Annotated in this window: 23 protein-coding genes and 1 other annotated feature; of the genes, 5 read left to right on the top strand and 18 right to left on the bottom strand. The window is 42.3% G+C overall.

The window, feature by feature from the left end; translation table 11 throughout:
* Window positions 1-46: 46 nt before the first annotated feature.
* Window positions 47-253: a hypothetical protein gene (locus EP57_RS05620; protein ID WP_036084925.1), complete on the top strand. Its 207-nt coding sequence runs from the start codon at window positions 47-49 to the stop codon at window positions 251-253.
* Window positions 254-312: 59 nt separating this feature from the next.
* Here EP57_RS05620 and EP57_RS05615 read toward each other — a convergent pair whose 3' ends face one another.
* The 8 genes from EP57_RS05615 to EP57_RS05580 form a co-directional block, all read right to left on the bottom strand.
* Window positions 313-591 carry a GNAT family N-acetyltransferase gene (locus tag EP57_RS05615; RefSeq protein WP_311773304.1) on the bottom strand — a complete coding sequence of 93 codons (279 nt, stop codon included), beginning with the start codon at window positions 589-591 and terminating at the stop codon, window positions 313-315.
* Between the two features lie 10 nt (window positions 592-601).
* Window positions 602-829, bottom strand: coding sequence for a (4Fe-4S)-binding protein (locus tag EP57_RS05610; RefSeq protein WP_036084923.1), 228 nt, complete (start codon window positions 827-829; stop codon window positions 602-604).
* A gap of 8 nt (window positions 830-837) precedes the next feature.
* Entirely contained in the window at window positions 838-1,650 is an 813-nt protein-coding gene (yidA, locus tag EP57_RS05605; protein ID WP_036084922.1) for a sugar-phosphatase, read from the bottom strand.
* A 4-nt stretch (window positions 1,651-1,654) separates the two neighbouring features.
* Window positions 1,655-2,299 carry a histidine phosphatase family protein gene (locus EP57_RS05600; RefSeq protein ID WP_036084921.1) on the bottom strand — a complete coding sequence of 215 codons (645 nt, stop codon included), beginning with the start codon at window positions 2,297-2,299 and terminating at the stop codon, window positions 1,655-1,657.
* 61 nt (window positions 2,300-2,360) lie between these two features.
* Window positions 2,361-3,131 (bottom strand): alpha/beta hydrolase, encoded by a 771-nt coding sequence (locus EP57_RS05595; RefSeq protein ID WP_036084920.1) that lies wholly within the window; start codon window positions 3,129-3,131, stop codon window positions 2,361-2,363.
* A gap of 66 nt (window positions 3,132-3,197) precedes the next feature.
* Window positions 3,198-4,157 carry a ring-cleaving dioxygenase gene (locus EP57_RS05590; RefSeq protein WP_036084919.1) on the bottom strand — a complete coding sequence of 320 codons (960 nt, stop codon included), beginning with the start codon at window positions 4,155-4,157 and terminating at the stop codon, window positions 3,198-3,200.
* 12 nt (window positions 4,158-4,169) lie between these two features.
* Entirely contained in the window at window positions 4,170-4,586 is a 417-nt protein-coding gene (locus EP57_RS05585; protein ID WP_036084917.1) for a MarR family winged helix-turn-helix transcriptional regulator, read from the bottom strand.
* Between the two features lie 49 nt (window positions 4,587-4,635).
* On the bottom strand, window positions 4,636-5,163 hold the full coding sequence (locus EP57_RS05580; protein WP_036084915.1) for a TetR/AcrR family transcriptional regulator: 528 nt from the start codon (window positions 5,161-5,163) through the stop codon (window positions 4,636-4,638).
* A 291-nt stretch (window positions 5,164-5,454) separates the two neighbouring features.
* Between EP57_RS05580 and EP57_RS05575 the strand changes: the two genes are divergently transcribed.
* Together EP57_RS05575 and EP57_RS05570 are read left to right on the top strand one after the other, a co-directional pair.
* Window positions 5,455-7,263, top strand: a complete 1,809-nt coding sequence (locus tag EP57_RS05575; protein WP_036084914.1) for a leucine-rich repeat domain-containing protein — start codon at window positions 5,455-5,457, stop codon at window positions 7,261-7,263.
* Between the two features lie 86 nt (window positions 7,264-7,349).
* Complete coding sequence (locus EP57_RS05570) at window positions 7,350-8,033, top strand: WxL domain-containing protein (RefSeq protein ID WP_052167575.1); 684 nt, start codon at window positions 7,350-7,352, stop codon at window positions 8,031-8,033.
* 50 nt (window positions 8,034-8,083) lie between these two features.
* On the opposite strand, the gene EP57_RS05565 is transcribed toward EP57_RS05570, so the two are convergent.
* The 10 genes from EP57_RS05565 to serS form a co-directional block, all read right to left on the bottom strand.
* The gene (locus EP57_RS05565; protein ID WP_036084911.1) at window positions 8,084-8,800 is read right to left on the bottom strand and encodes a cyclic nucleotide-binding domain-containing protein; all 717 of its coding nucleotides are present in this window, start codon (window positions 8,798-8,800) and stop codon (window positions 8,084-8,086) included.
* Entirely contained in the window at window positions 8,793-9,503 is a 711-nt protein-coding gene (locus EP57_RS05560; protein ID WP_036084908.1) for a Crp/Fnr family transcriptional regulator, read from the bottom strand. Before EP57_RS05560 ends, EP57_RS05565 begins: the two co-directional genes overlap by 8 nt.
* Window positions 9,504-9,736: 233 nt before the next feature.
* Window positions 9,737-10,669: an Abi family protein gene (locus EP57_RS05555; protein ID WP_036084906.1), complete on the bottom strand. Its 933-nt coding sequence runs from the start codon at window positions 10,667-10,669 to the stop codon at window positions 9,737-9,739.
* A 33-nt stretch (window positions 10,670-10,702) separates the two neighbouring features.
* Window positions 10,703-10,921 (bottom strand): hypothetical protein, encoded by a 219-nt coding sequence (locus tag EP57_RS05550; protein WP_036084905.1) that lies wholly within the window; start codon window positions 10,919-10,921, stop codon window positions 10,703-10,705.
* A gap of 222 nt (window positions 10,922-11,143) precedes the next feature.
* Window positions 11,144-12,604, bottom strand: a complete 1,461-nt coding sequence (locus EP57_RS05545; RefSeq protein ID WP_036084903.1) for a glycoside hydrolase family 1 protein — start codon at window positions 12,602-12,604, stop codon at window positions 11,144-11,146.
* Between the two features lie 122 nt (window positions 12,605-12,726).
* A complete protein-coding gene (locus EP57_RS05540) occupies window positions 12,727-14,160 on the bottom strand; it encodes a 6-phospho-beta-glucosidase (RefSeq protein WP_036084902.1) in 1,434 nt (477 codons plus the stop codon).
* Between the two features lie 42 nt (window positions 14,161-14,202).
* Window positions 14,203-14,922, bottom strand: a complete 720-nt coding sequence (locus EP57_RS05535) for a glucosamine-6-phosphate deaminase (protein ID WP_036084901.1) — start codon at window positions 14,920-14,922, stop codon at window positions 14,203-14,205.
* A 788-nt stretch (window positions 14,923-15,710) separates the two neighbouring features.
* Complete coding sequence (gene licT / locus EP57_RS05530; protein WP_036084900.1) at window positions 15,711-16,559, bottom strand: BglG family transcription antiterminator LicT; 849 nt, start codon at window positions 16,557-16,559, stop codon at window positions 15,711-15,713.
* Between the two features lie 176 nt (window positions 16,560-16,735).
* Window positions 16,736-17,401 (bottom strand): HI_0552 family protein, encoded by a 666-nt coding sequence (locus EP57_RS05525; protein WP_036084898.1) that lies wholly within the window; start codon window positions 17,399-17,401, stop codon window positions 16,736-16,738.
* Between the two features lie 331 nt (window positions 17,402-17,732).
* Complete coding sequence (gene serS, locus EP57_RS05520; RefSeq protein ID WP_036084896.1) at window positions 17,733-19,019, bottom strand: serine--tRNA ligase; 1,287 nt, start codon at window positions 19,017-19,019, stop codon at window positions 17,733-17,735.
* A gap of 213 nt (window positions 19,020-19,232) precedes the next feature.
* Window positions 19,233-19,453, bottom strand: a binding site (T-box leader).
* A gap of 575 nt (window positions 19,454-20,028) precedes the next feature.
* Between serS and EP57_RS05515 the strand changes: the two genes are divergently transcribed.
* On the top strand, window positions 20,029-20,631 hold the full coding sequence (locus EP57_RS05515; RefSeq protein WP_036084894.1) for an anthranilate synthase component II: 603 nt from the start codon (window positions 20,029-20,031) through the stop codon (window positions 20,629-20,631).
* Window positions 20,609-22,318, top strand: a complete 1,710-nt coding sequence (pabB, locus tag EP57_RS05510; protein ID WP_036084892.1) for an aminodeoxychorismate synthase component I — start codon at window positions 20,609-20,611, stop codon at window positions 22,316-22,318. The genes EP57_RS05515 and pabB overlap by 23 nt, the downstream gene beginning before the upstream one ends.
* The last annotated feature ends 16 nt before the right edge of the window (window positions 22,319-22,334 follow it).

Here is a 22,334-nt window from a genome sequence, read left to right as displayed (position 1 = left end):
TGTATAGTGAAAGTATAGAACGGAAAATTTAAGGAGGTATTCAAAAATGATACTACATTTATTGGAAGTTGTACTTGTTACAAAAGAGAACGTGCTGATTGACTTGCAAAAAATCGAAGCAATTAACCTAACCAAATACCTGATCACAATTAATTCCGTAGAGTACAGTTTAACCAAAGAATCCATGGATAAATTCATGACCGCATTGAAACAGCGTGATGACTTAACACTCACAACTTACGAATCCCTATAACAAAAAGGCGAAGTGACTGCCGCACTTCGCCTTTTTCTATATCTATTTCCCGGGAAATATTATGCTTTAATATCATTATATTTATCTGGTTTACGCTCGAACTCTGCTTTAGCGAATGGACAAGTTGGGACGATTTTCTTACCTTCAGCTCGCATTGTGTCCGCTACTTTTTCAACAAGTTCAGAAGCGATGCCTTGACCGCGCAGACTTTCATCTACAAACGTATGGTCCAAAATAACAAGCGAATCCCCACTTGGAACCCACGTTACTTCCGCAATTAACTTCCCGTTCTCATCTTCTTTGAAAAAACGATTCTCACCTTTAACAAATTCCATCATCAACAACCTCCTATTTCACTTGATACTTAAGTGCGCCACTTGGACAGCGGTGAATGACTTCTTTGACTTTTTCTGGTGATGCATTATCTGGAACTATCCACGGTTTACGACTCGTATCAAATACAGCTGGGTCACCTTTTACACATTCTGCCGCATGCGCGCAAATCGCCGTATTAAAATACACATTGATTTCCTTGCCACGATATTCACGGTAGCCCTTCTCCATCCAATCACTCATCTTGTCACCTATCCTTCCAAAACATATTTATTGATAGCATGCGCAACACCGCTTTCGTTATTGGATAACGTGATAAAATCGGCCATGTCTTTAATTTTATCAATCGCATTATCCATCGCAACGCCAACACCTGCGTATTCAATCATTGTTGAATCGTTCTCTTGGTCTCCGATACACATAACTTCGCTTTGCTGAATGCCAAGTTTCTTCGCCAAGCGTTCCACAGCACTACCTTTGCTAGCTTCTGGATTCAGAACTTCTAAGAAATACGGTGAGCTACGAACTAAATTATATTTTTCGCCAAATGCAGTTGGAATTTTGGCAATGGCTGGTTCTAGAACTTCTGTTTCATCGATGAACATCACTTTCGACGCCATCACATCTTTCGGAATTTCTTCTACCGGCACATAAAATAGCGGTGTATTCGTCATATAAGATTCATAAACCGTGTATTTTCCAATATCACGATTCGGTGTGTACAAATTATCAACATCACTATAATGCATATGCAGCCCAATTTCGCGGCTCATATTATAAATATCCACAACACTATCATAATCAAGCGTTAAATGTGACATAACTTCTTTCGTAAATGTATCTTGCACCATCGCGCCATTAAAAGTAATAACGTAATCGCCTTCACGTTTCAATTCCAAATCTGTCAAGTACTGCTGAACACCAGTAAGCGGACGACCTGTACATAGAACAACTTTCACGCCTTTTGCCTTTGCTTTATGAATTGCCGTATGAACTTCCGGTGTAATTTCATGGTTATCACTCAGTAACGTACCATCAATATCAATCGCGACTAATTTTATCATTTGTTTAGACTCCTTCAGCTATTCCCTCAAGATGAGAGATATCATTTGCTTTCATTACGCGGAATTCGCCGTCCTCGTACTCGACAACCGTAATTCCAGTGTTCAATAAATGCGGTGTTTCCTCACGATGCGACTGCAAATCAGCACCTTCCAAAGCTACAAAAATCAATATTCGCAAAGCCATTCCGTGTGACACAACCAAAATATTACCCTCTGGCTGCTCATCTAAAATCTGCTCCACGGCTTGTTTTGTGCGTTCCTTCACTTGATGATATGTCTCGCCTTTACTGACTTCCGCTTTATAATGCGCTGGATTTCCCAACATCATCTCGTATTCCACACCATAGTTTTTCAAAATATCGACAAAAAGTTCGCCTTCCCAAATACCAAAACTCATCTCACGAAGTCCGTCAAGCGTCTTCACTTCCAAGTCGCGATCGCCAAGAATATAACCTGTCGTATCTATCGTTCGCTTACTTGGGCTAGAATAAACAGCCGCAAAGTCTACATCTCGTAGCGCCTCACCAGTTGCAATCGCACCCTCAATTCCTTCTGTAATTAGAGGTGAATCGCCCCAACCCTGCATTCTTCTAGCCAAATTCCATTCCGTCTTACCATGCCTTACAAAATAAAAAGTGCGTTTACCCAAAGTATTGCCTCCTCGAAATATTAACTTCCCACTTAAAATTGTACCACTTTTTCGCCAAAAGTTAAATGAAGTTTCGCACTTTTAACCAGTTTTCACATAGTTTAGGCCACATTCTAGCCTCTTGATTATACGGCGCCAAGCCCAATCCGTGCTCCCCACGCTCAAATGTATGCAACGAATGAGGAATATTGTGCCTTTGAAGCGCCGCCGCAAAAATAAAACTATTATTCACCGATACCGATTCATCATTTTCCGTATGCCACAAAAATGTCGGTGGCGTATGATTCGATACATGCAACTCGTTAGACAGCTCCAAAATCTGTTGCTTCGTTGGTTTATCACCTAAAAGATTGTGTTTACTGCCATTATGTGTCGATTCCCGCATCGTAATAACTGGATATCCTAACACCAACACATCAGGTCTCGTGCTATACTGTTGCATCGGATCATCCGCATCTGGCAGCCCGTCCTCAAAATGAGTCGCTAGCGTCGACGCCAAATGTCCACCTGCCGAAAAACCAAGCACACCAACACGCGCTGGATCAATACCCCAATCTTCCGCACGATGTCGCACTGTCCTTATCGCCCATTTTGCATCTTCTAATGGTATTGGATGTTTATACGGCGCAACACGATAATGAACCACAAAAGCTGCAATACCAATACTATTCAACCACTCCGCAACAGGTTTTCCTTCATGGTCAGCCCGCATTTCATAAGCTCCACCAGGAAAAATCAACATCGCCGGAACATCACGCTTACTTGAAACCAAAAACCGTTCTAAACGAGGACAATTTTCATTAGCAACGCCTTCATTTTGAATTTCTGTCATCCTGTTTCCACCACCTATGATTATGTTATCTCCATCATAAGCGAGATGGCATATTTTTGCTAATAATTAGATGTCCGTATCAAGTTCTGTTAAATGCGCTTCAATCTCTGCACGACGATTTTCTAAAGCAGGTGGCAACTCCACATACGTACCCCGCTCTTTCTCAAAATCCGTCTTAAAGCCCGGCCCATCCGTTGCAAGCTCAATCAAAATCCCATTTTCCTCTCTAAAATAAAGCGAATGGAAGTAATGACGGTCTACAAAACCAGAATTCGGGTACCCTAAATCTTGAATATACTCCACCCATTCACGCAACTCCGCGTCATCTTCCACACGAAACGCCACATGATGTACACTTCCGATACCTTCCACAGCATGCGCATCCTTAAAGTTTCCTTCTAACTGAACTTCCGCTCCATTACCACCTTCGCCAACTTGAAAAACAGTAACCAACTTTTCGTCATCCTCAAACGCACCCATACGGTCAAAACCAAGCACTTTCGACAACACACGATCGGTCTTCTCCTTCTTCAATGTAGAAAACAGAACAGGCCCCAATCCAATTATCGCAAACTCGCTCGGAACCGGGCTACCTTCCCAGGGCGTCCCACCAGCAACGCCTTCATTTCGACGGTCCGAAATTAATTGAACAGACAAGCCATCAACATCTTCAAAATCTAACACATTCCGGTCGAACTGCTCATAAACACCACTATGTTTCACGTGAAACATTGTTAAACGCTCTTCCCAATAAGCTAGCGCCTCATCACTTGGTACCCGCAAACCAACACGCGCAATCGAATTGTAGCCTTTACTCCCACGAATCGCATCCGGAATTTCAAAGAAAGTAAGCGTCGTACCTGGATTTCCAATCTCATCCGCATAATATAAGTGATACGTATAAGGACTATCCTGATTCACCGTTTTCTTCACTAATCGCAATCCAAGAACCTTCGTATAAAAATCAAAATTCGCCCGTGCATTTCCTGTAATCATCGAAATATGATGTAATCCCTTTAACCGCATAATTAACACTCCTTAGCTATCTAATTTTTTTAATAACTCTAGTAACTGTTTTTGCTCGTCACGCGTCAGTTTATCAAATTGCGATTGCTGAAACGCTTCCTGCGCCGGAACATTCTCCGCATAACATTGGCGTCCTAGTTCCGTTAGCGCGATATATTTTTCCTTGCCTTGTTTCCTTCTACAAATAAGTCCTTGCATCTCAAGCTTTGCTAACAATTGCGTGATATTTCCCTTCGTCACAACAAGCCGATCAGCCAAAGCCTTCTGCGTACTTTCCTCCGTAGCACCAAGCTGCGCAATGACATCAAATTGAGCCATCGAAAGGTTCGCCTTTTTCAAGTTTTGATTCGTCAGCTTAATATTACGATTGTAAAAACGACTAATTCGGAACCACAAAAGCACGCCCAGTCGTTGTTCTTTTTTCACCATCTCGATTCACTCCTTTAGTTTAGTTCTAAACTATAAAAAAAGCAAGGATTCACTCTTTTTTAATTATACGTTCTAAGTACTCCACGATACTAGCCGCACGACTCGCGTCCCAAACGCCACACATCGCGCCGTACCACATACCATCTAGCGCTACACTCAACAAATCCGCCTGAATGTCACCGATTTCAGGCACAAGTTTTGCAAATTCCCGTTCGTACACATTTTGCCAAACTTTCTTCGCCTCATCATCCGAAACCAATACCTCCATCGACGCCGCGTGGATTTTCACAAGTTCCGAATCATTCAGTTGACGCAAATTCCCATATAAAAAAGCATGGACATGGCGTAAATCATCATTTTCTGGCAATTTATCATATTCTGCAGCAATTGTTTGTTCATATTCTACCACCGTAAACTCCGTCACAGCCCGCATTAAATCCTGCTTATTCTTGAAATAATGGAAGATTGCTGGCTTTGTAATACCTACTACCTCTGCAATTTTGGCAAGACTTAGCTTTTGTATTCCTTCTGCTTGAATCACTTGTATCGCTGCATTCACTAACTCTTGCTTTTTCATCTGACATCGCCCTCTTTCCGCATTTATTCCCGCTATGACTAATGTAAACCAAAGCGCCCCAAGACGCAAGCAAACATAAAAAATATAATTGTTTGGAAAAACTTCATAAAACTGTATTTATGTCCAAAATATACTTTTCAAAGTACATAAAAACGAATATGTACTATAAAAATTATTTTCCGCTACCCATATTTGACTTTTTCCGTCCCGAATTGTGAAAACCTGAATATGTTATGCTATTCACTGTAAATAACGGTTCCAATACAACCATTTTGAATAGAGGTGATTCATATGTTCAAAAAACGAATATCGATGTTACTCGTAGCCCTCATTCTGCCGTTCGGGATGATCAGCACACCATCTGCTTCCACCGTAGATTCCCCAACCATCGAAGAACCCCCACAAGACACCACAGAAACGCCTGACGAAACAGCAGAAACCAGCAACGAAATCGCGGAAACAGCAGAAGTTCCCGATTCAGCCCTAACCGAAGAAACAGCAGAAGCCGTCGTCCCAGAAGAACCAACGACCGAAACCGAGCAAGAGGACACAATACTCGAACCTGACGCCATCACAGAAAAGAACGAAACCGAATCATCACCAACCTCGCCCCCAGCACCAAAAACTAATGAATCAAAACCAGCGACAAAGAACCTCAAAGCAAGCAAACCTGACGCCGACATCGTCTATGCCTCCGACTTTGACAACCAACAATGGCTCATCAACGAAATTGCTCGCCAAATTCCAAGTAAAACAATCGGTTCGACATTAACATTTGGCGATCTCAAGCAAATCACTAATATAAACCTTAGTGATATCAACGGAAGCATTCCACCTGGCATCGAATATTTAACAGAACTATCCTCACTCTCACTTAGAGGATACGGCATTTCTGGCTCATTACCAACATCCATCGGTTCTCTTAGCAAACTAAAAACTATAAATATCGGAGAAACCAGCCTAGAAGGTCAACTCCCAGCTTCACTTGGCAATTTATCCAGTTTAGAAACTTTATCACTTTACGATAACTTAATTACTGGTGAAATCCCCAAAGAACTCGCCGACGCGACAAACTTAAAATCGATTTACCTCGTAGAATCACAACTTTCTGGTGGACTACCAAAGGAACTCGCGACTTTACCACAACTTGAGTCACTAAATCTAGCCTTCAATGAACTCTCAGGTACAATTCCAGCAGAATTTGCATCCGCGTCGTCTTTAGAAATGTTCTACCTTAACTCGAACAAACTCACAGGTATCATCCCTGATGCCATCACCCAGTCATCACTTACTTTTAAATTTTCAAACAACCAACTAAGTGCTAACAACGCGAATTCACTGACATTGACGAATACAGATGGTTCTGCCCGTTACACCAACACATTCGTCACTAATTACCAGCTAGCATCCAAAACAACAATCCCAACCACCACGCACACCACAGTCATCAACCCCTTCGACCCAACAAGTGACACCTACTTTGACTTGCACTATCTCAATCAATCGTCCCGAGGCACGCTCCAATCCGCCCATACCTACAAAATCATCAATCAAGACACCCAAGAAGTCATGTACAACGGCCCTGCCAACCCAGACGTCTCTTTCACCCAATCAGAAAGCGCCAACTACCTTATCATCATGGACGATGCGGTCGGAAACTCGCGTAATACTGCCAACGTCTCCGTCCAAATGAGCATCTTAGAACTCGGAAATATGTCAGAATCCATCAACTTTGGCACCCATAAAATCACTTCCACAACACAGCTCTACAAGCCAACCGAAGACTGGAGCATCCAAGTAAATGACACCCGCACGACAAAAACACCATGGCGACTAAGCGTTGCAACTCCAAGCAAAATGCAAGGCAGTAGCGGCCACACTTTATCCGAAGGTCTCATTTACAAGGCTGAAAACGGCACCGAAACAACGCTCACCAATCAATACCTCGACGTTTACCAGTACACGCCAAATAGCACGGACACGCAGGTCAACATCACGTGGCCAGAAAACACCGGTATTTTTCTAAAAGTGAAGGCTGGTGAGGGCTACGCCGAAAGCTATTCTGGTGAACTCAATTGGACACTCACCGACGCACCGTAACCAAAATCACATTGAAAGGGGTGTTGCCAACCAAGTAACACAATGTACCACCGCACGAAAAAATTTTAGAAATGAGGAATACAAGAATGAATACATTTGCAAAAATCGCCACTATCGGAGTCATCACTGTCGCAGGACTTTTTGGAGCTAGCACACTCGCATCCGCGGATACCACCACATCTACTGGTAAGATCACGTTAGAGGCAGACGATAGCCCCGTAACCCCCCTCAACCCACTTGACCCCGATAGCCCAACCCCAGCCACTCCAGATCCAGCTGACCCAACAAACCCAGGGACAGGAAACAGCGGAGAATTGACCATTGACTTCCTTTCCAACATTGATTTTGGTACGCAAAAGGTCTCTGGTACTAGCGAAACCTACAAAGCTTTAAATACTAATCCATACATCCAAGTGACCGATAAACGTGGTAATGGTGATGGTTGGGTATTAACCGCGAGTGCCACTGATTTCAAAGATGGCGACAACGTACTAAAAGGTGCCGAAATGTCATTTAAAAATGGTCAAGTTCGCACACAAGCTGATAATCAATCAACAGCGCCTACAGCTTCTGACGTAACATTAAACAGTAGCGCACAACCAGTATTCCAAGCAGCTACAAACGCTGGTATGGGAACTTGGATTGACGTTTACTCAGGTACAGCAGGAGCAAACGAAAACGTAACACTCCATGTCCCCGCAGGTAACTTAGCAGGTGACTACGATTCTTCTATCACTTGGACACTAGAAACCTCTCCTTCCGCTGAATAACCTCCTCACCAAAAAAAGAGTCTACCAATCAGGATCTTTGCGCTTGAATCCTAATCGGTAGACTCTTTTTTCGTGCATACATAAAACTGTCTATCAATCGTTTTTATTTTCTGCTCTGCTTCGTATTTTTTTATTAAGGCCGATGTGTATGCTCGCGTAGCACCCGTATTGCGCGCAATAAAGCTTGCCGTCACAATTTCAGGTAGCGCAAGCCCCTCGCTCGTCGGTTTCCCAAAGTTCTCGCTTAAATGCTCGATTAACAGCCGCACCCGCTCCTCTTTTGATTGGCTTAAATGAATGATTTGCGCCTCCGCTAATTCCATCGCGTTCGTGTGCTGTAAGCCATATATCGCATAGAAAAACAGGTTCTTATCTAAATATTCTTTAAAAAAATACGGATCAATCTTGTAAACCGCACTGTTCTCCATCGCCTTCAATGTACTATTCAAGTGAAAAATCGTCCGCGGCCGAATCAGACCCGCACCATAAAACGTGTGTAGCGGCCTTTTCTGAACGTAATAGGTCGGCTTTCCTTTCGCGTTCTCAATCAGTTCCATGAAGCTTCCTTGAACCAAATAATAAATTTGCTGCCCTTGAATGGATGACAATACCTCACCAGGCTTTACTTCCACGTACTCTATCGCCTTCTCATCACCAGCTGATTGCAAAATTTCAAAAAACGCTGTATTTAATTTTTCAACTTCTTGCCAATCATCCGAATTAGCATCATTCATCTTTTCCATTAAGTACGATAATAACTCAGGCATCCCGATTCCCCCCTACAACCGATGAAAAAACACTCACTTCTTCATCTAGTAGCACATGGTCTAGAATCGAAATAACGCCATCATCTCCTCGGATAATCCCGTCGCGTTCCAATTTGCTGAAAGTTTCATTAATCGGAGTCATACTAATATTCGATAAGTTACTCAAATACCTACGCGTGATTTCTTTTGGCAGTACAATTTCCCCGCCACTGGGCATCCCCATCGCTTTGCTGAACAAATGCAACATGTATTTCACATACTTTTCAATCGGAATAATACTCAAAATTTGCGCCCGCCGCAAGTACTCCAATTCCTGCTGAATTTTCACAAAGACGTTCGAAATCAATTCCTCATGTTGCTCCAAAACCGATATGAAAAACTCCTTATCTATCTTGATTAAGCTACTATTCGTAATCGCTTGAAGTTCGTTAATATAATCCGCGCGCTCAATCTTAAAGAAATTCCCCATTCCAACATCATCACCCGCATGCAAAATCGCCACAAAAGTACGCTTCTCCTCTTCCTGAACACCTAAATAATTAACAAAATATCCCGAATGTATGTAGTACAAATACGTATCTACATCTAAAGTCACCCGCTTCTTAGACTTCACCTCTTCAAAAAAACAATAGTTCGGAAAGTTGTCCAAAAGCTGGCTCATGCGATATATATCTAATTTCTCCTGATCCGATTTATAAAGCATCGTCACCCATCCTTTTCAAATAGCATACTTGAAAATACCCTTAAAATTGGAGTTCAAAACGGGAGATAGCGTTACACTTTTTTCGCATTAATTATATTCTGTAAAAAGGCTATATACACAGAAAAACACATACCTCAAAGGTATGTGTTTTTCAATTCGTGCTATACAAGACATCATGCGAACAATCAGCTTGCGGGATTTCAATCCCATTCCTTAAATAAATAATACCAATATCAAACAAATTTGTCAACCAATAAACGCAATCCTGAAAAAAAGCGTTTTATATTCAGATTATCATTATAGTAATGTTGGTTTCTGTCATATCTTACGAAATATTCTTTAAATAATTCTATTTTGCTATCGTGCACTCCTTGACTACAATAGACTTTGTGCAATTTAAAAATCGCTAAAATATCATGTAATTTTTTTATACGAATTTGTTTTTCTGTAAACTTAATTTCTTTTGCTAATGTAGCCAGAAATTGATTTCGCTGTTTTCTTGGATCTAGTGACAGAATTATTGGTTTGCTGTGCGCGGAGGCATTTCTTATATTCTTTGCATACTTCAATAATTCATTGGCACACTTAAAATCTTTTTTATTTATCTTTGTCCGTTTAAAATAAAATTCCACAAACATTGTAAAAGCTCCATAATTCATTAATTCTAACGCAACCCATACAGGTGTTTCATTGTAGTATTTTTGATAAATTAGGGTTTTGTCCACTTGATCACCACTATATTTTTTAATCTCACTTTCGAATAACCTATCTTTAGTAGCCAACGTCTTGTCAAAAAAGTCTGTCATAATACTATATCCATCTTCCGAAGTGTCATTCGTAATATTTCTGAGAATACTCGTTTTTAAAGAATGTTCAATGTCTAGGCACATTTGAAGTAAGATGTATCTTAGTCTCATATCTAGGATAGCAAGATCTTCTAAATACGCAAATTCCAGCTTTTTATATTGACCTTCTTCATCTTGTTCATAATTTTTACGAAAAGCTCCTAATTTATAAAAATACGTGTTAATTTTTAAAGTATTTTCAGCCTCTTCTTTCGTTTTAATATTAAACAGAATCCCTTTATCCTGCATCTTTTTTATCAATTCATCATAACGTAAAAGAGGTTTTCTCTCTATCTCTAAAATTGAACTCTCATTTATCATTTTATGACCGCCATTCTCCGTAGGTATTCTCTCTTATTGTTTATCCGCCATACAATCATACAATTCATTTCTAAATTGATTAAATAAACCCTTAGCCTCGCCTACATTCATATTCGTCAAATCTCGAATTTGCTTAATCATCAAAATATCATTTTCTGACTTCGTTAAAATTTGTTTTCGCATCTCGTCTTTGATTTGTTTTTCTTCGACTTCTGTTAGTTCTCTTACCGTTCTTTTACTGAATAATCCCATAGCGCTACTCCCTCTCTTTATTCATTTTCTTGCTTACATATTACTCCAACAAAATTTGATTTTCAAAGAATAACTGACTAAAAAATGAGAAATTTTAGGCATATTCATGATATTGTCACAATATATCTAGAAAATACATGTAATTGGTTTTTTTAGTGCAAATAAAATAAGTATCGAAATCCAATTTTAGATTTTCGATACTTATTTTTTCTATATTCTCAGTTATGCTAAATCTTCACCATTTGTATCAATCACTTTTTTATACCAGAAAAACGAGTCTTTGCGAGATCTTGCGAGTGTGCCGTTTCCTTCGTCGTCTTGGTCTACATAAATGAAGCCGTAACGTTTAGACATTTCGCTTGTAGATGCGCTGATAAGATCGATTGGGCCCCAGCTTGTATAACCAATTAAGTCTACGCCGTCAGCAATCGCTTCTTTCATTTGCTCGATATGTTTGCGCAAATAATCAATGCGATACGGGTCGTGAATCGCGCCGTCAGCTTCTACTGTATCATACGCACCCAAACCATTTTCCACGATGAAAAGTGGTACTTGATAGCGGTCGTATAACGTGTTCAATGTTACGCGCAAGCCAATCGGATCAATTTGCCAGCCCCAGTCTGAGCTTTCTAGGTATTCATTTTTCACACCGCCCATGAAGTTGCCGCCCGTTTGGTCACGGTTTGGATCAGCTGAAACGGAAAGCGTCATGTAGTAGCTAAATGACAAGTAATCTACCGGATATTCTTGAAGCAACTCAAGGTCGCCATCTTCCATTTTGATTGTGATGTTGTTTTCTGCGAAGTAACGTTTGATGAAGCCTGGGTAGTAACCGCCAACTTGGACGTCCGTGAAGAATAAGTTCATTTGGTTTTGGTGTTGCGCCAAGAGAATGTCCTCAGGATTGTTCGTCGCTGGGTACGTTTCCATACGCGCTAACATACAACCGATTTCGAAATCCGGATTGATTTCATGACCTAATTTGACAACTTTTGAACTCGCAACGAATTGATGGTGCGCCGCTTGATAAGATACTTCTAACGGGTTTTCCACGCGGTCAACAACCACGCCACCGCCAGTGTACGGGCTAATCGCGATGATATTAATTTCATTGAAAGTAAGCCAATATTTCACTTTATCTTTGTAGCGTTTCATCGCCGTTTCCGCATAGCGCACATAATGATTGATAACCTCACGGCTCGCCCAACCATTATATTTCTGCGTCAAACCAAGCGGCGTTTCATAATGCGACAAGGTCACAAGCGGCTCAATACCGTACTTCACCAACTCATCAATCACATTATCATAAAATTTCAACCCAGCCTCATTCGGCGTTAAATCATCACCATTCGGAAAAATTCGCGCCCAGTTAAACGACAACCGGAACGTCTTGAATCCCATCTCCGCAAATAACGCAATATCCTCTTTATAATGATGGTAAAAATCAACCCCGTCACGCTTTGGAAAACGAGCCTTGGATTTCCCCGCCAAAATTTCTTCAATCTCTTCTGATGTTACGTCTAACGCGTGACCATTTCCACGCTCATCTTTCGGAACAAACTTCACCATATCCGCCGTAGACAAACCCTTACCATCTAGGTCAAATCCACCTTCTACTTGATTGGCCGCCGTTGCTCCGCCCCATAAAAATCCTTCTGGAAATTGCTTTTTAATTTCAGTCATTTGTTCGTTCGCTCCTCTCGAATCTTGTTTACTTTTTAAGTATAGTTCATGTAATGCATTACAGAGCAAGAGAAAAACGAGCCGAACTACAAATTAATTTTTTGCAGTTCAGCTCATTAGTTTTATGCTAAGTCAGTTCCATTACTTTCGATGACTTTTTTGTACCAATGGAACGATTTTTTCTTCGAGCGTTCTAGTGTACCTTGGCCTTGGTTGTCGCGATCAACATAGATGAAGCCATAACGTTTCTTCATTTCGCCAGAGCCTGCGCTTACAAGGTCGATACAGCCCCAAGGTGTGTAGCCAATCAAGTCTACGCCGTCTTCAATTGCTTCGCCCATTTCGCGTACATGTTCACGCAAGTAGTCGATACGGTAATCGTCATTGATAGAACCGTCAGCTTCGACTGTATCCACTGCACCAAGTCCATTTTCAACAACGAAAAGTGGTTTTTGATAACGGTCGTAAATCGCGTTCATTGTGATGCGCAGACCTAGTGGATCAATTTGCCAGCCCCATTCGCTCGCTTCCAAATTCGGGTTACGCAATGTTGCAAATACGTTGCCTTCTGTTTCCTTCATGACTTCTGGATCCGCACTTGTTAGACGAGAAGAATAGTAACTAAATGCTACATAGTCCACTGTGTGGTTTTTAAGAACCTCTAAATCGCCGTCTTCCATAACAAGATTGATGTTGTTTTCTTTGAAGAAACGTTTGCTGTAGCTTGGGTAGTAACCGCGCGCTTGTACGTCGATGAAGAAATAGCCTTCGCGGTCCGCTTGCATGGCTTTCCATACGTCTTTTGGATCGCATGAGAACGCATAAGTTGCACCCGCCGCTAACATACAGCCGACTTGGTTTTCAGGATCGATCTCGTGTGCCATTTTTGTAGCTTTTGCAGACGCCACTAATTGGTGATGCGCTGCTTGATATTTCGCTTGCTCTGGATTTGCTTCATTCGTCACGTCCATGCCACCACCGAAGAACGGCAAATGCAGAATCATGTTAATTTCGTTGAACGTCATCCAATATTTCACTTTCCCTTTATAACGATTAAAAATAACCTCACAGAAATTCAAGTAAAAATCGATGCAACGACGATCTTTCCAGCCACCATACTTCTTGAAAAGTTCCACCGGCGTATCAAAATGGTTAATCGTCACAACAGGCTCGATACCATATTTATGGCACTCATCAAACAAACGATCATAAAACTCCAAACCTTTTTCATTCGGCGTCGCGTCATCGCCATTTGGGAAAATACGTGGCCAAGCAATCGATGTACGGAATGATTTAAAACCCATTTCTGCTAATAATTTAATATCCTCTTTGTAACGGTGATAGAAATCAATAGACTCATGGCTTGGATAATAATCATATTCTGTCGCCAAAGCTTTCGTCGGGTTTAGCGCCGCTTCCCAACGTCCACCTTCTACTGACGGTAAAATATCGACTGGCGACAAGCCTTTGCCATCTTCTAAATAAGCGCCTTCACATTGATTGGCAGCAACCGCGCCGCCCCATAAAAATCCTTCTGGAAATGGTGATTTTGTCATAATAATTTTTCTCCTCTCAAATTAAAAATCTGCATTCGTTTCTTAAAATTTTGGTAATAACGAGGCTGCATCTTTGTCTAAAATGACCGTGATAGACGGGTGCAACTGTAATATTGAAGACGGTATCGCATTTGTAATCTCGCCAAAAAAGGCTTGTTTCACAATTTCAGCTTTATGCTTACCGTTTGCAAACATAATAATATTTCGCGCCTGCATCACTGCTTTAGGCCCCATTGTCACATAAAAATCCGGCACCTTCGCAGCATCACCACCAACTTCACCTAGCAAAATCTCACGCATTTCCGGCGTCGTTGGAACAGCAACTGTCTCATCATGAACTTGCGTCGTATTCGGCAGGTTCCCACAAAAATGCCCGTCCGCGCCGATACCAAGTAAAATTACATCCAGTCCGCCATCAGCCTTAAGCCTAGCGTCATGCGTTTCATAATTATTTTCATCCAAGGCATGAATTTGCTCCGCAGGAATCTCAGCAGGCGTGAAAAACGATTTCGCTAAATTGCTAATAGTAACACCAGGCTCATTCGTCCCTTTAAACGGAATTTCGTCAAAATTGTAATAGTGAACATTATCAAAATACGATTTCCCTTTCACCTGCGGGACAAGCTGCTCATACATACGCAACGGCGTGTTACCAGCCGTGATGGACATATTAACCCGTTTATTTTGGTACATATACCCGAGTAAGTGCTGCCCTGCAACCGTACTCATTTCTTCATAAGAATCTGTGACTATAAATTTCATGATTATCAACTCCTGATAGAATTTGAATTGCTTACAAACTAAGTATAGATTGTGTAATGGATTACAGGTCAACCGAAAAGCTGAACGGGCTCGTTCAGCTCCGAAAAAAACTGGAGCGGCCGTAGGAAAAGTCCTCTTTTGACTTTTTCGGAGGGCGTGAAGTTTTCGAGGAGCTAGCCCGTGAAGCTGGATCCGGAGGCGCTGAACAAGACGCACTCCATGGATTACATACTCACTTCGTTCCTATGCATAATGAGGTTCTAATTCAGCAAAGTACGCTTCATAAGAACCACAACAAAGCTGAACACGCCCGTTTAGCCCTGACAGAGCTTGGAGCAGGCGCAGTAAAAACCCTCTTTTGGTTTTTGCGGAGGCTGTGAAAGCTCCGAAGGGCTGAGTAAAAGGAAGGCAGTTTCATTTCATTCAACTGCATATTGAGGCTCTAATCAGTATTTCTCTCTTAAAAAGCCGCAACTTCCCGATTTCGAGTTATTCTAAGCTCACCGTCATAAGAGCCACTGATGGATTACATCTTCGCTTCGCTCTGATGCATATTGAGGCTCTAATTCAGCACAATACGCTTCATAAGAGCCACAACAAAGCTGGATCCGAAGGCGCCAAACACGACGCCCAATCCCCGCATACCCAAGCACAGACTATCTCAAGCCACCAACCAAAAACAACCCAAACCAACACCAATCCCATCACGCTTTTAAAAACGCCCTAGTCTTGCCGTCAGTTCAGGTTATGCCTGGTCGCACCAGTAACAATCCGTCATTTGATTGCCTTTATTCACTTGTCCTGTTTCGCTCTGTCACGCGATGTATGTGAAGCGTCAAATACACGCGTTCATCTTTTGTTAGCGTCGCATGGTGCGCTTTTTGCAAGTATGCATCGATTTTCGCCGTACAGGCAAAGCTCTCTGGATACTTCACTTGCACTTGGTCAAACAGAAAATCATCTCCCGAATCCACGATTTCATTTCGCAAAAGCCGCTGCGCAAAATACTGCAAATGCGTCACAAAACGCGTGTAATTAAGCGACGATTCATCCAAAACAACATTAAAATGATACGTCACAATGTTCAACACGTCTTGTACTACTTGCGTCATGTCAACCGTTGTCTTCATCGCCTGGCCGTCTTGGCGCGCATTCACAATATGAAGCGCAATAAACCCAGCCTCGTCCTCACCAAGCTGAACACCCAGTCGCTCATGAATAATTTCGAGCGCCTTAAGCCCAATCGCAAATTCGTCCTTGTAAAACTTCTTCACTTCCCACAACATCACATTGCGAATCGACATACCCTTCTCATGGCGTGTAATCGCAAAACTAATATGGTCAGTAAGCGTTAAATATACATTGTCACTGATTTTCACATCAAAAGTTTCCTTCGCATAATTCACAATCTCGTCGGCAATCTCTAAGTGTATAGCTGGAATCTCACCAAGCAAATCCATTAATTTCTCAGACAGCTCATCCGTTTCTAAAACAAAAATCTTCTCAATCACTGCATCGTCAATAATATCATCCGGCTTCTTCTGAAACCCAACACCTTTTCCCATGATAACAAGCTCATGACCCTGCTCGTTTACCGCCAGAGCAACATTATTATTTATCGCTTTAACAATCCTCATTGGAGCCTCCTCGCTTTCATGGACGAAAAAAATACCAATATCACACGTTGCAAACGCACAAAAAATACGCGTCCCCCGTCGATGTTGGTAATGCCTGATCGAATCAGTAACAATCCTCTTCTTGAAGATTAGTATAGCACTTTTTCGAAAGCGCTGTCAACGGGATATTTTAAATTTTATTCCAAGCTTTCTGTCTTGCTGTACAAATAGGAAAGTTCTCTCATCACATCGCTTACAATCTCTTCCATAGCAACACATTTCACGGCCTCATCGCGCGGAATAATTCGCCCAATTCGCAACCATTTTTTCGAGTTTTCTAGAAGCTCAGCAAACCGATCACGAACCTCCTGATTTTCCAAATAATCTTGCAGACAAACATAATTATCCAGCTCATCTTCATACGACGTCCACACCTGATACTGGCGCGCGTCAATCCCCAACTCCCGAACCCATTCCGGCAAGTAATCGACCCAGCGCACATGATCCTCATAACTCGTCACCGAATCCGCACTCCGATACGCGTGCCACTCCAAATAAATCCGAAAATTATTCTTATTCAACAAAATCGCAACCATGCTCGCCGAATCCTGCCGCGAAACACCCTTATAATACGCCCAAAAATGCGACCGAACCTGCCAGCCATTCGTCCAACTTTCCACTTTTGGCTTTCCAAAACCAACAGTTCTCTGCTGACATAACGCCGCAAACTCCTTCCAAACATCCCATCGCGCCTTATATTCCGCCTTCACACCTTCCACCAACGTCGGCTGAAACTCCTTCATTTGGCGAAACTGAAAATAATACCGATCAAAAAGCGCAAAATCCGCATCGCTAAACTGCATGATGCCCAACTCCTTCATATATGTACAAAGAGACTGGGACATAACCCAAATAAATCGGCGACAAGCGCTCGCATTCAGGAAGTTTGGCGGACTTCCGGTTCTACTTCGCATACGCTACGCTTAACTTCTCGCATGGTCGGGGATAATACTCCCTCCCTGCTTTCAGTCATCACATACACAAGTATGCTCCGCTTCCGGCTTCCACCAAACTTCCTGAATACAAACGCTTTCGCTCGATTTGTGTCAAGCAAAATTTTTCGTCCTACCCAAAGGTAAATGGCTCGGCGGTTTTGCTTTATCTTGAGTTTTGTCCCATCCTCTATACACTTACTTATTTTGCAGGTGCCGCAATCACTTCCACGCCACCCATATAACCTTGCAACACTTTCGGAATCGCTACAGAACCATCTTCCAACTGATAATTCTCCAAAATCGCGGCAACCGTACGTCCGATTGCTAGACCAGAACCGTTCAACGTATGCACAAACTCAGGCTTCGCGCCTGGCTCACGACGGAAACGAATGTTGGCACGGCGCGCTTGGAACGCCTCAAAATTACTGCAAGAAGAAATCTCGCGGTAGCTGTCACCACTTGGAATCCACACTTCGATATCGTATTTCTTCGCAGCAGTAAACCCTAAATCAGCAGTACACATGCTTAACACACGATACGGCAATTCAAGACGGCGCAATACATCCTCCGCATTATCCGTCAATGCTTCAAGCGCTGCATAAGAATCCTCAGGTTTCACGAACTGTACCATTTCCACCTTATTAAATTGATGCTGGCGAATCAAGCCGCGCGTATCACGACCCGCAGAACCCGCTTCAGAACGGAAACACGCACTGTACGCCGTGTATTTTTGCGGTAGGTCATCGGCACTCATAATTTGATCACGATGGTAGTTCGTCACAGGAACTTCCGCCGTTGGAATCAAGAAATAGTCCTCTTTTTCAATCAAGAACGCATCCTCTTCGAACTTCGGCAACTGCCCTGTCCCAGTCATACTATCACGATTCACCATATACGGCGGCAACATTTCATCATACCCGTGCTCCGTCGCATGCAAATCCATCATAAAATTAATCAACGCCCGCTCAAGTCTAGCACCCAATTTCTTATAAAAAACAAACCGGCTACCCGCAACTTTCGCAGCATTCTCAAAATCTAAAATTCCTAAATCCGTTCCTAAATCCCAATGCGCTTTCGGCTCAAAATCAAATGTACGAACCTCGCCCCACTTGCGAACCTCCACGTTATCGTCTTCCGTTTCACCAATCGGCGTAGATTCATGTGGAATATTCGGAATCGCCAACAAAATGTTGCGTAACTTCTCATCAATCTCGTTCAACTCAATATCAAACGTCTTGATACGGTCACCAACGACACGCATTTCTTCTATTTTGGCGTCCGCGTTTTGTTTCTCCCGCTTTAATTGCGCAATTTCTTGAGAAACTTCATTACGCTGACTTTTCAACGTTTCCACCTCAATAATCAATGTCCGACGACGCTTATCCAGCTCACCAAACTTCTCGAATTCACCAAGGTCTTCCCCGCGATGTGATAATTTCTTCTTCACACCTTCAAAATCCTCACGCAAAACTTTTACATCTAACATCTCAATTCCTCCTCACAAAATGATAATCATTGTTTTGGTTCAAGTTTGAGTTTGTTTGCGTTTATGTTTTGCGTAGAGCAAGTCATTTAAACAACTGGATGATTAACGCGCCGCATTCGCTCTGCCTTATATTTGGGCTCTAAGAAAGCAAAGTACGCTTTCTTAGAGCCCAAACAAAAAGACCCCCAAATCTCTCCCCAAATAAAATACATGGAAAGGGACGGAAGTACCGCGTTGCCACCCTAATTGAGTCTGAGATTTCTCCCATACTCCAGCTTAATTTCAGAATATAACGGCTCACACCGAAGCGGATTACTCACATTTCCTCCACTCACTCCAAGATGGATTCACAAAAGCGTCTTTACTGATTCGCACCACCCATCAGCTCTCTGCATAAAGCGACTTTCACTACTATTTCTTGTCTACATTTTAATTCGTTATTTAAAGCTATTCTAACCCATAACTAGCCAATTAGCAAGTAAATATTCCAACAAAACATTATGTGTTATTCTAGCAAAAAATCAAATAAATAAACAAAATCATAAACCCGAACATCCGTGCTATAATAGATGGACAGACAGGTTTATGATGTGGTTGGCAGCCTATTTTCAAAGAAAGTAGGTGATGCCATGTTATTCGTGGTTATCCCCAGAAAGGATAAAGCATGACTGTGTTTGAGTCATTGACACTAGCAATTGCGCTTGCAGGGCTAGTTGTTATGATAATGAACAGTAAAGATAGCAAAAAATAAAGCCACTCTCAGCTTGACGGCTTAGTGGCTCGCGAAACAATACAGGCTGTCACCATCTTAAATGGTGTTTGTATTTGGAAGTTATGTTAGCCGCATGACTTCCTTATTTGCACCTCCATTATAACATCTCTTTTTCCCACACGCAAATCCTCTTTTATAGTTTGTGAAATTTAAGTCTGCTTGGTGGACAAACTGTCTCGAATTTGCTATAAATAGGTTGGACGTAAAACCATTGAAATTCCATTTAGGAGTGGTCGTGTGATTCTGTTAATCGATAATTATGACTCATTTACATACAATTTGTATCAATATTTATTAGAGCTCGGCAAAGAGGTCAAGATTGTGAAAAATGATCAGATAACCTTAGCCGAAGTTTGTGAAATTAATCCCGAATCGATTGTTATTTCTCCAGGACCCGGCACACCCAACGAGGCAGGAATGAGCCTTGCTATTATCCGCGAATTTAGCGGTCAAATCCCGATTTTAGGAATTTGTCTTGGTCACCAAGCTATTGTTCAGGCATTCGGCGGAGAAATCGTTCGCGCGCCTGAACCTGTCCATGGCAAAGTCTCCACTATTTTAACCGATCAAAAAGGCGTGTTTAATAATCTAAACGCGCATTTTTCCGTGGCTAGATACCATTCTTTAATTGCTGCAGAATCCAATTTTCCGAAAGCTCTAGACATCACTGCAAAAACAGCAGACGACCTCATCATGGCCGTCCGTCATCGCGAGTTTTTAGTTGAAGGCGTGCAGTTTCATCCAGAAGCGATTCTTTCCGAATATGGGCATGAAATTCTAGATAACTTTGTAAAATTAACGGAACGGAGCTACGAAAATGAAAATGCAGTTCGATTTTAACGGGAAAACACAATTATTCTCCTCTCCAGAAGCCATTATTCAGACCGATAATATAGAAGAAGTAACCGAGCGAATGCAACAAGTCGAACAGGCTATTGACCTCGGTTATTATGTTGCGGGCTACGTTGGGTATGAGGCAGCGCCAGCCTTCAATAAACACCTCCAAACTCTCGCACCGGGAAAAATGCCTTTGTTATGGTTTGGCGTATTTAGAGAAATGCGTGAGGTCGCGCAATCAGAAGCTCCTATACTTCAACCGCCAAAGCTTGACTGGCAGCCAACAACCGATTATGCATCCTACGCAAAAGGAATTCGTTTTATTCGTGACCAAATCGCAGCTGGAAATACATATCAGACCAACTATACAATTCGCTTGGAGAGTGCCTTTGCCGAAGATGATGAGAACTTCTACGAGCAATTAAAAGTGGCGCAGCAAGCGGATTATTCGGCGTACCTTTCTACTGGTAGGTTTCATATTTTATCCGCATCACCAGAGCTTTTCTTCCATTGGAAAGACGGCGTGATTAAGACGAAACCGATGAAAGGTACTGCTAGACGCGGTATGACGCAGCGTGATGATGCGAAGGCGCGTGATTGGCTCAGCGCATCAGCCAAGAACCAGGCGGAAAATGTGATGATTGTTGATTTATTACGCAACGATCTTGGTCAAATTGCAAAACCTGGAACGGTAAAAGTGCCGCACCTTTTTGATGTGGAGCGATATCCGACGGTTTGGCAAATGACTTCGACGGTAACCGCGGAAACGTTGCCCGATATTCATTTGACGGCGATTTTTGAGGCGCTGTTTCCATGTGGATCAATTACAGGCGCGCCGAAAGTAAAAACGATGGAACTTATTACGCAAGCCGAGACTTCGCCGCGTAACGTGTATTGTGGCGCCATTGGCTATGTGACGCCAGATAAAGAAGCTATTTTTAATGTCCCGATTCGGACTGTCGTTGTTGATACGGAAGAAAAGACGGCGGAATATGGCGTTGGTGGCGGGATTGTTTGGGATTCACGGAGTGGTGCGGAATATGAAGAAGTTCAAGCCAAGGCTGCGCTTCTGACTACCTATCTACCTAAATTCGAACTATTGGAAAGTTTACGATTAGAAAACGGACACTATTCACGTACTGATCTTCACTTGCAACGCGTCGAAAATAGCGCTAATTATTTTGGTTTCACGTGGAACATTCATGACGCAAAACAAGCCCTAGCAACGTTTGCCGAAGAACACCCTAATGATATTTGGAAAGTTCGCCTCCTCGTGCAAAAAGATGGAACGGCAACCGTTGAAGGTTCGCTGGTTATCTCTGATCCAATCATGTGGACAGCGCATTTCGCAGATAAATCGGTCAACAGCACCAATCCGTTTCTTTATCACAAAACGACGCATCGAACTATGTATGAAAAACGTCGACGTATTGATTATGACGAAACACTTTTATGGAATGAACGCGGTGAAATCACAGAATTTATTAATGGCAATCTTGTCGCGGAGATTGACGGTGAATTAGTTACCCCCGCACAATCATCAGGATTACTCGGTGGCGTCATGCGCCAAACATTACTCGCAGATGGCACTATAACTGAGCGCGTACTACATCGCAATGACTTGCTGCAAGCTACGAAAATCTGGCTAACTAACAGCGTTCGCGGCTGGGCTCCAATCGATTTACATTGAATGAAGAAATACTAGC

Origin of the sequence: Listeria booriae (genome assembly GCF_000766865.1) — a bacterium.
Classification (GTDB): domain Bacteria; phylum Bacillota; class Bacilli; order Lactobacillales; family Listeriaceae; genus Listeria_A; species Listeria_A booriae.
Note: the sequence above shows the minus strand (reverse complement) of the source record. Positions and strands in the feature narration are given on the sequence as shown.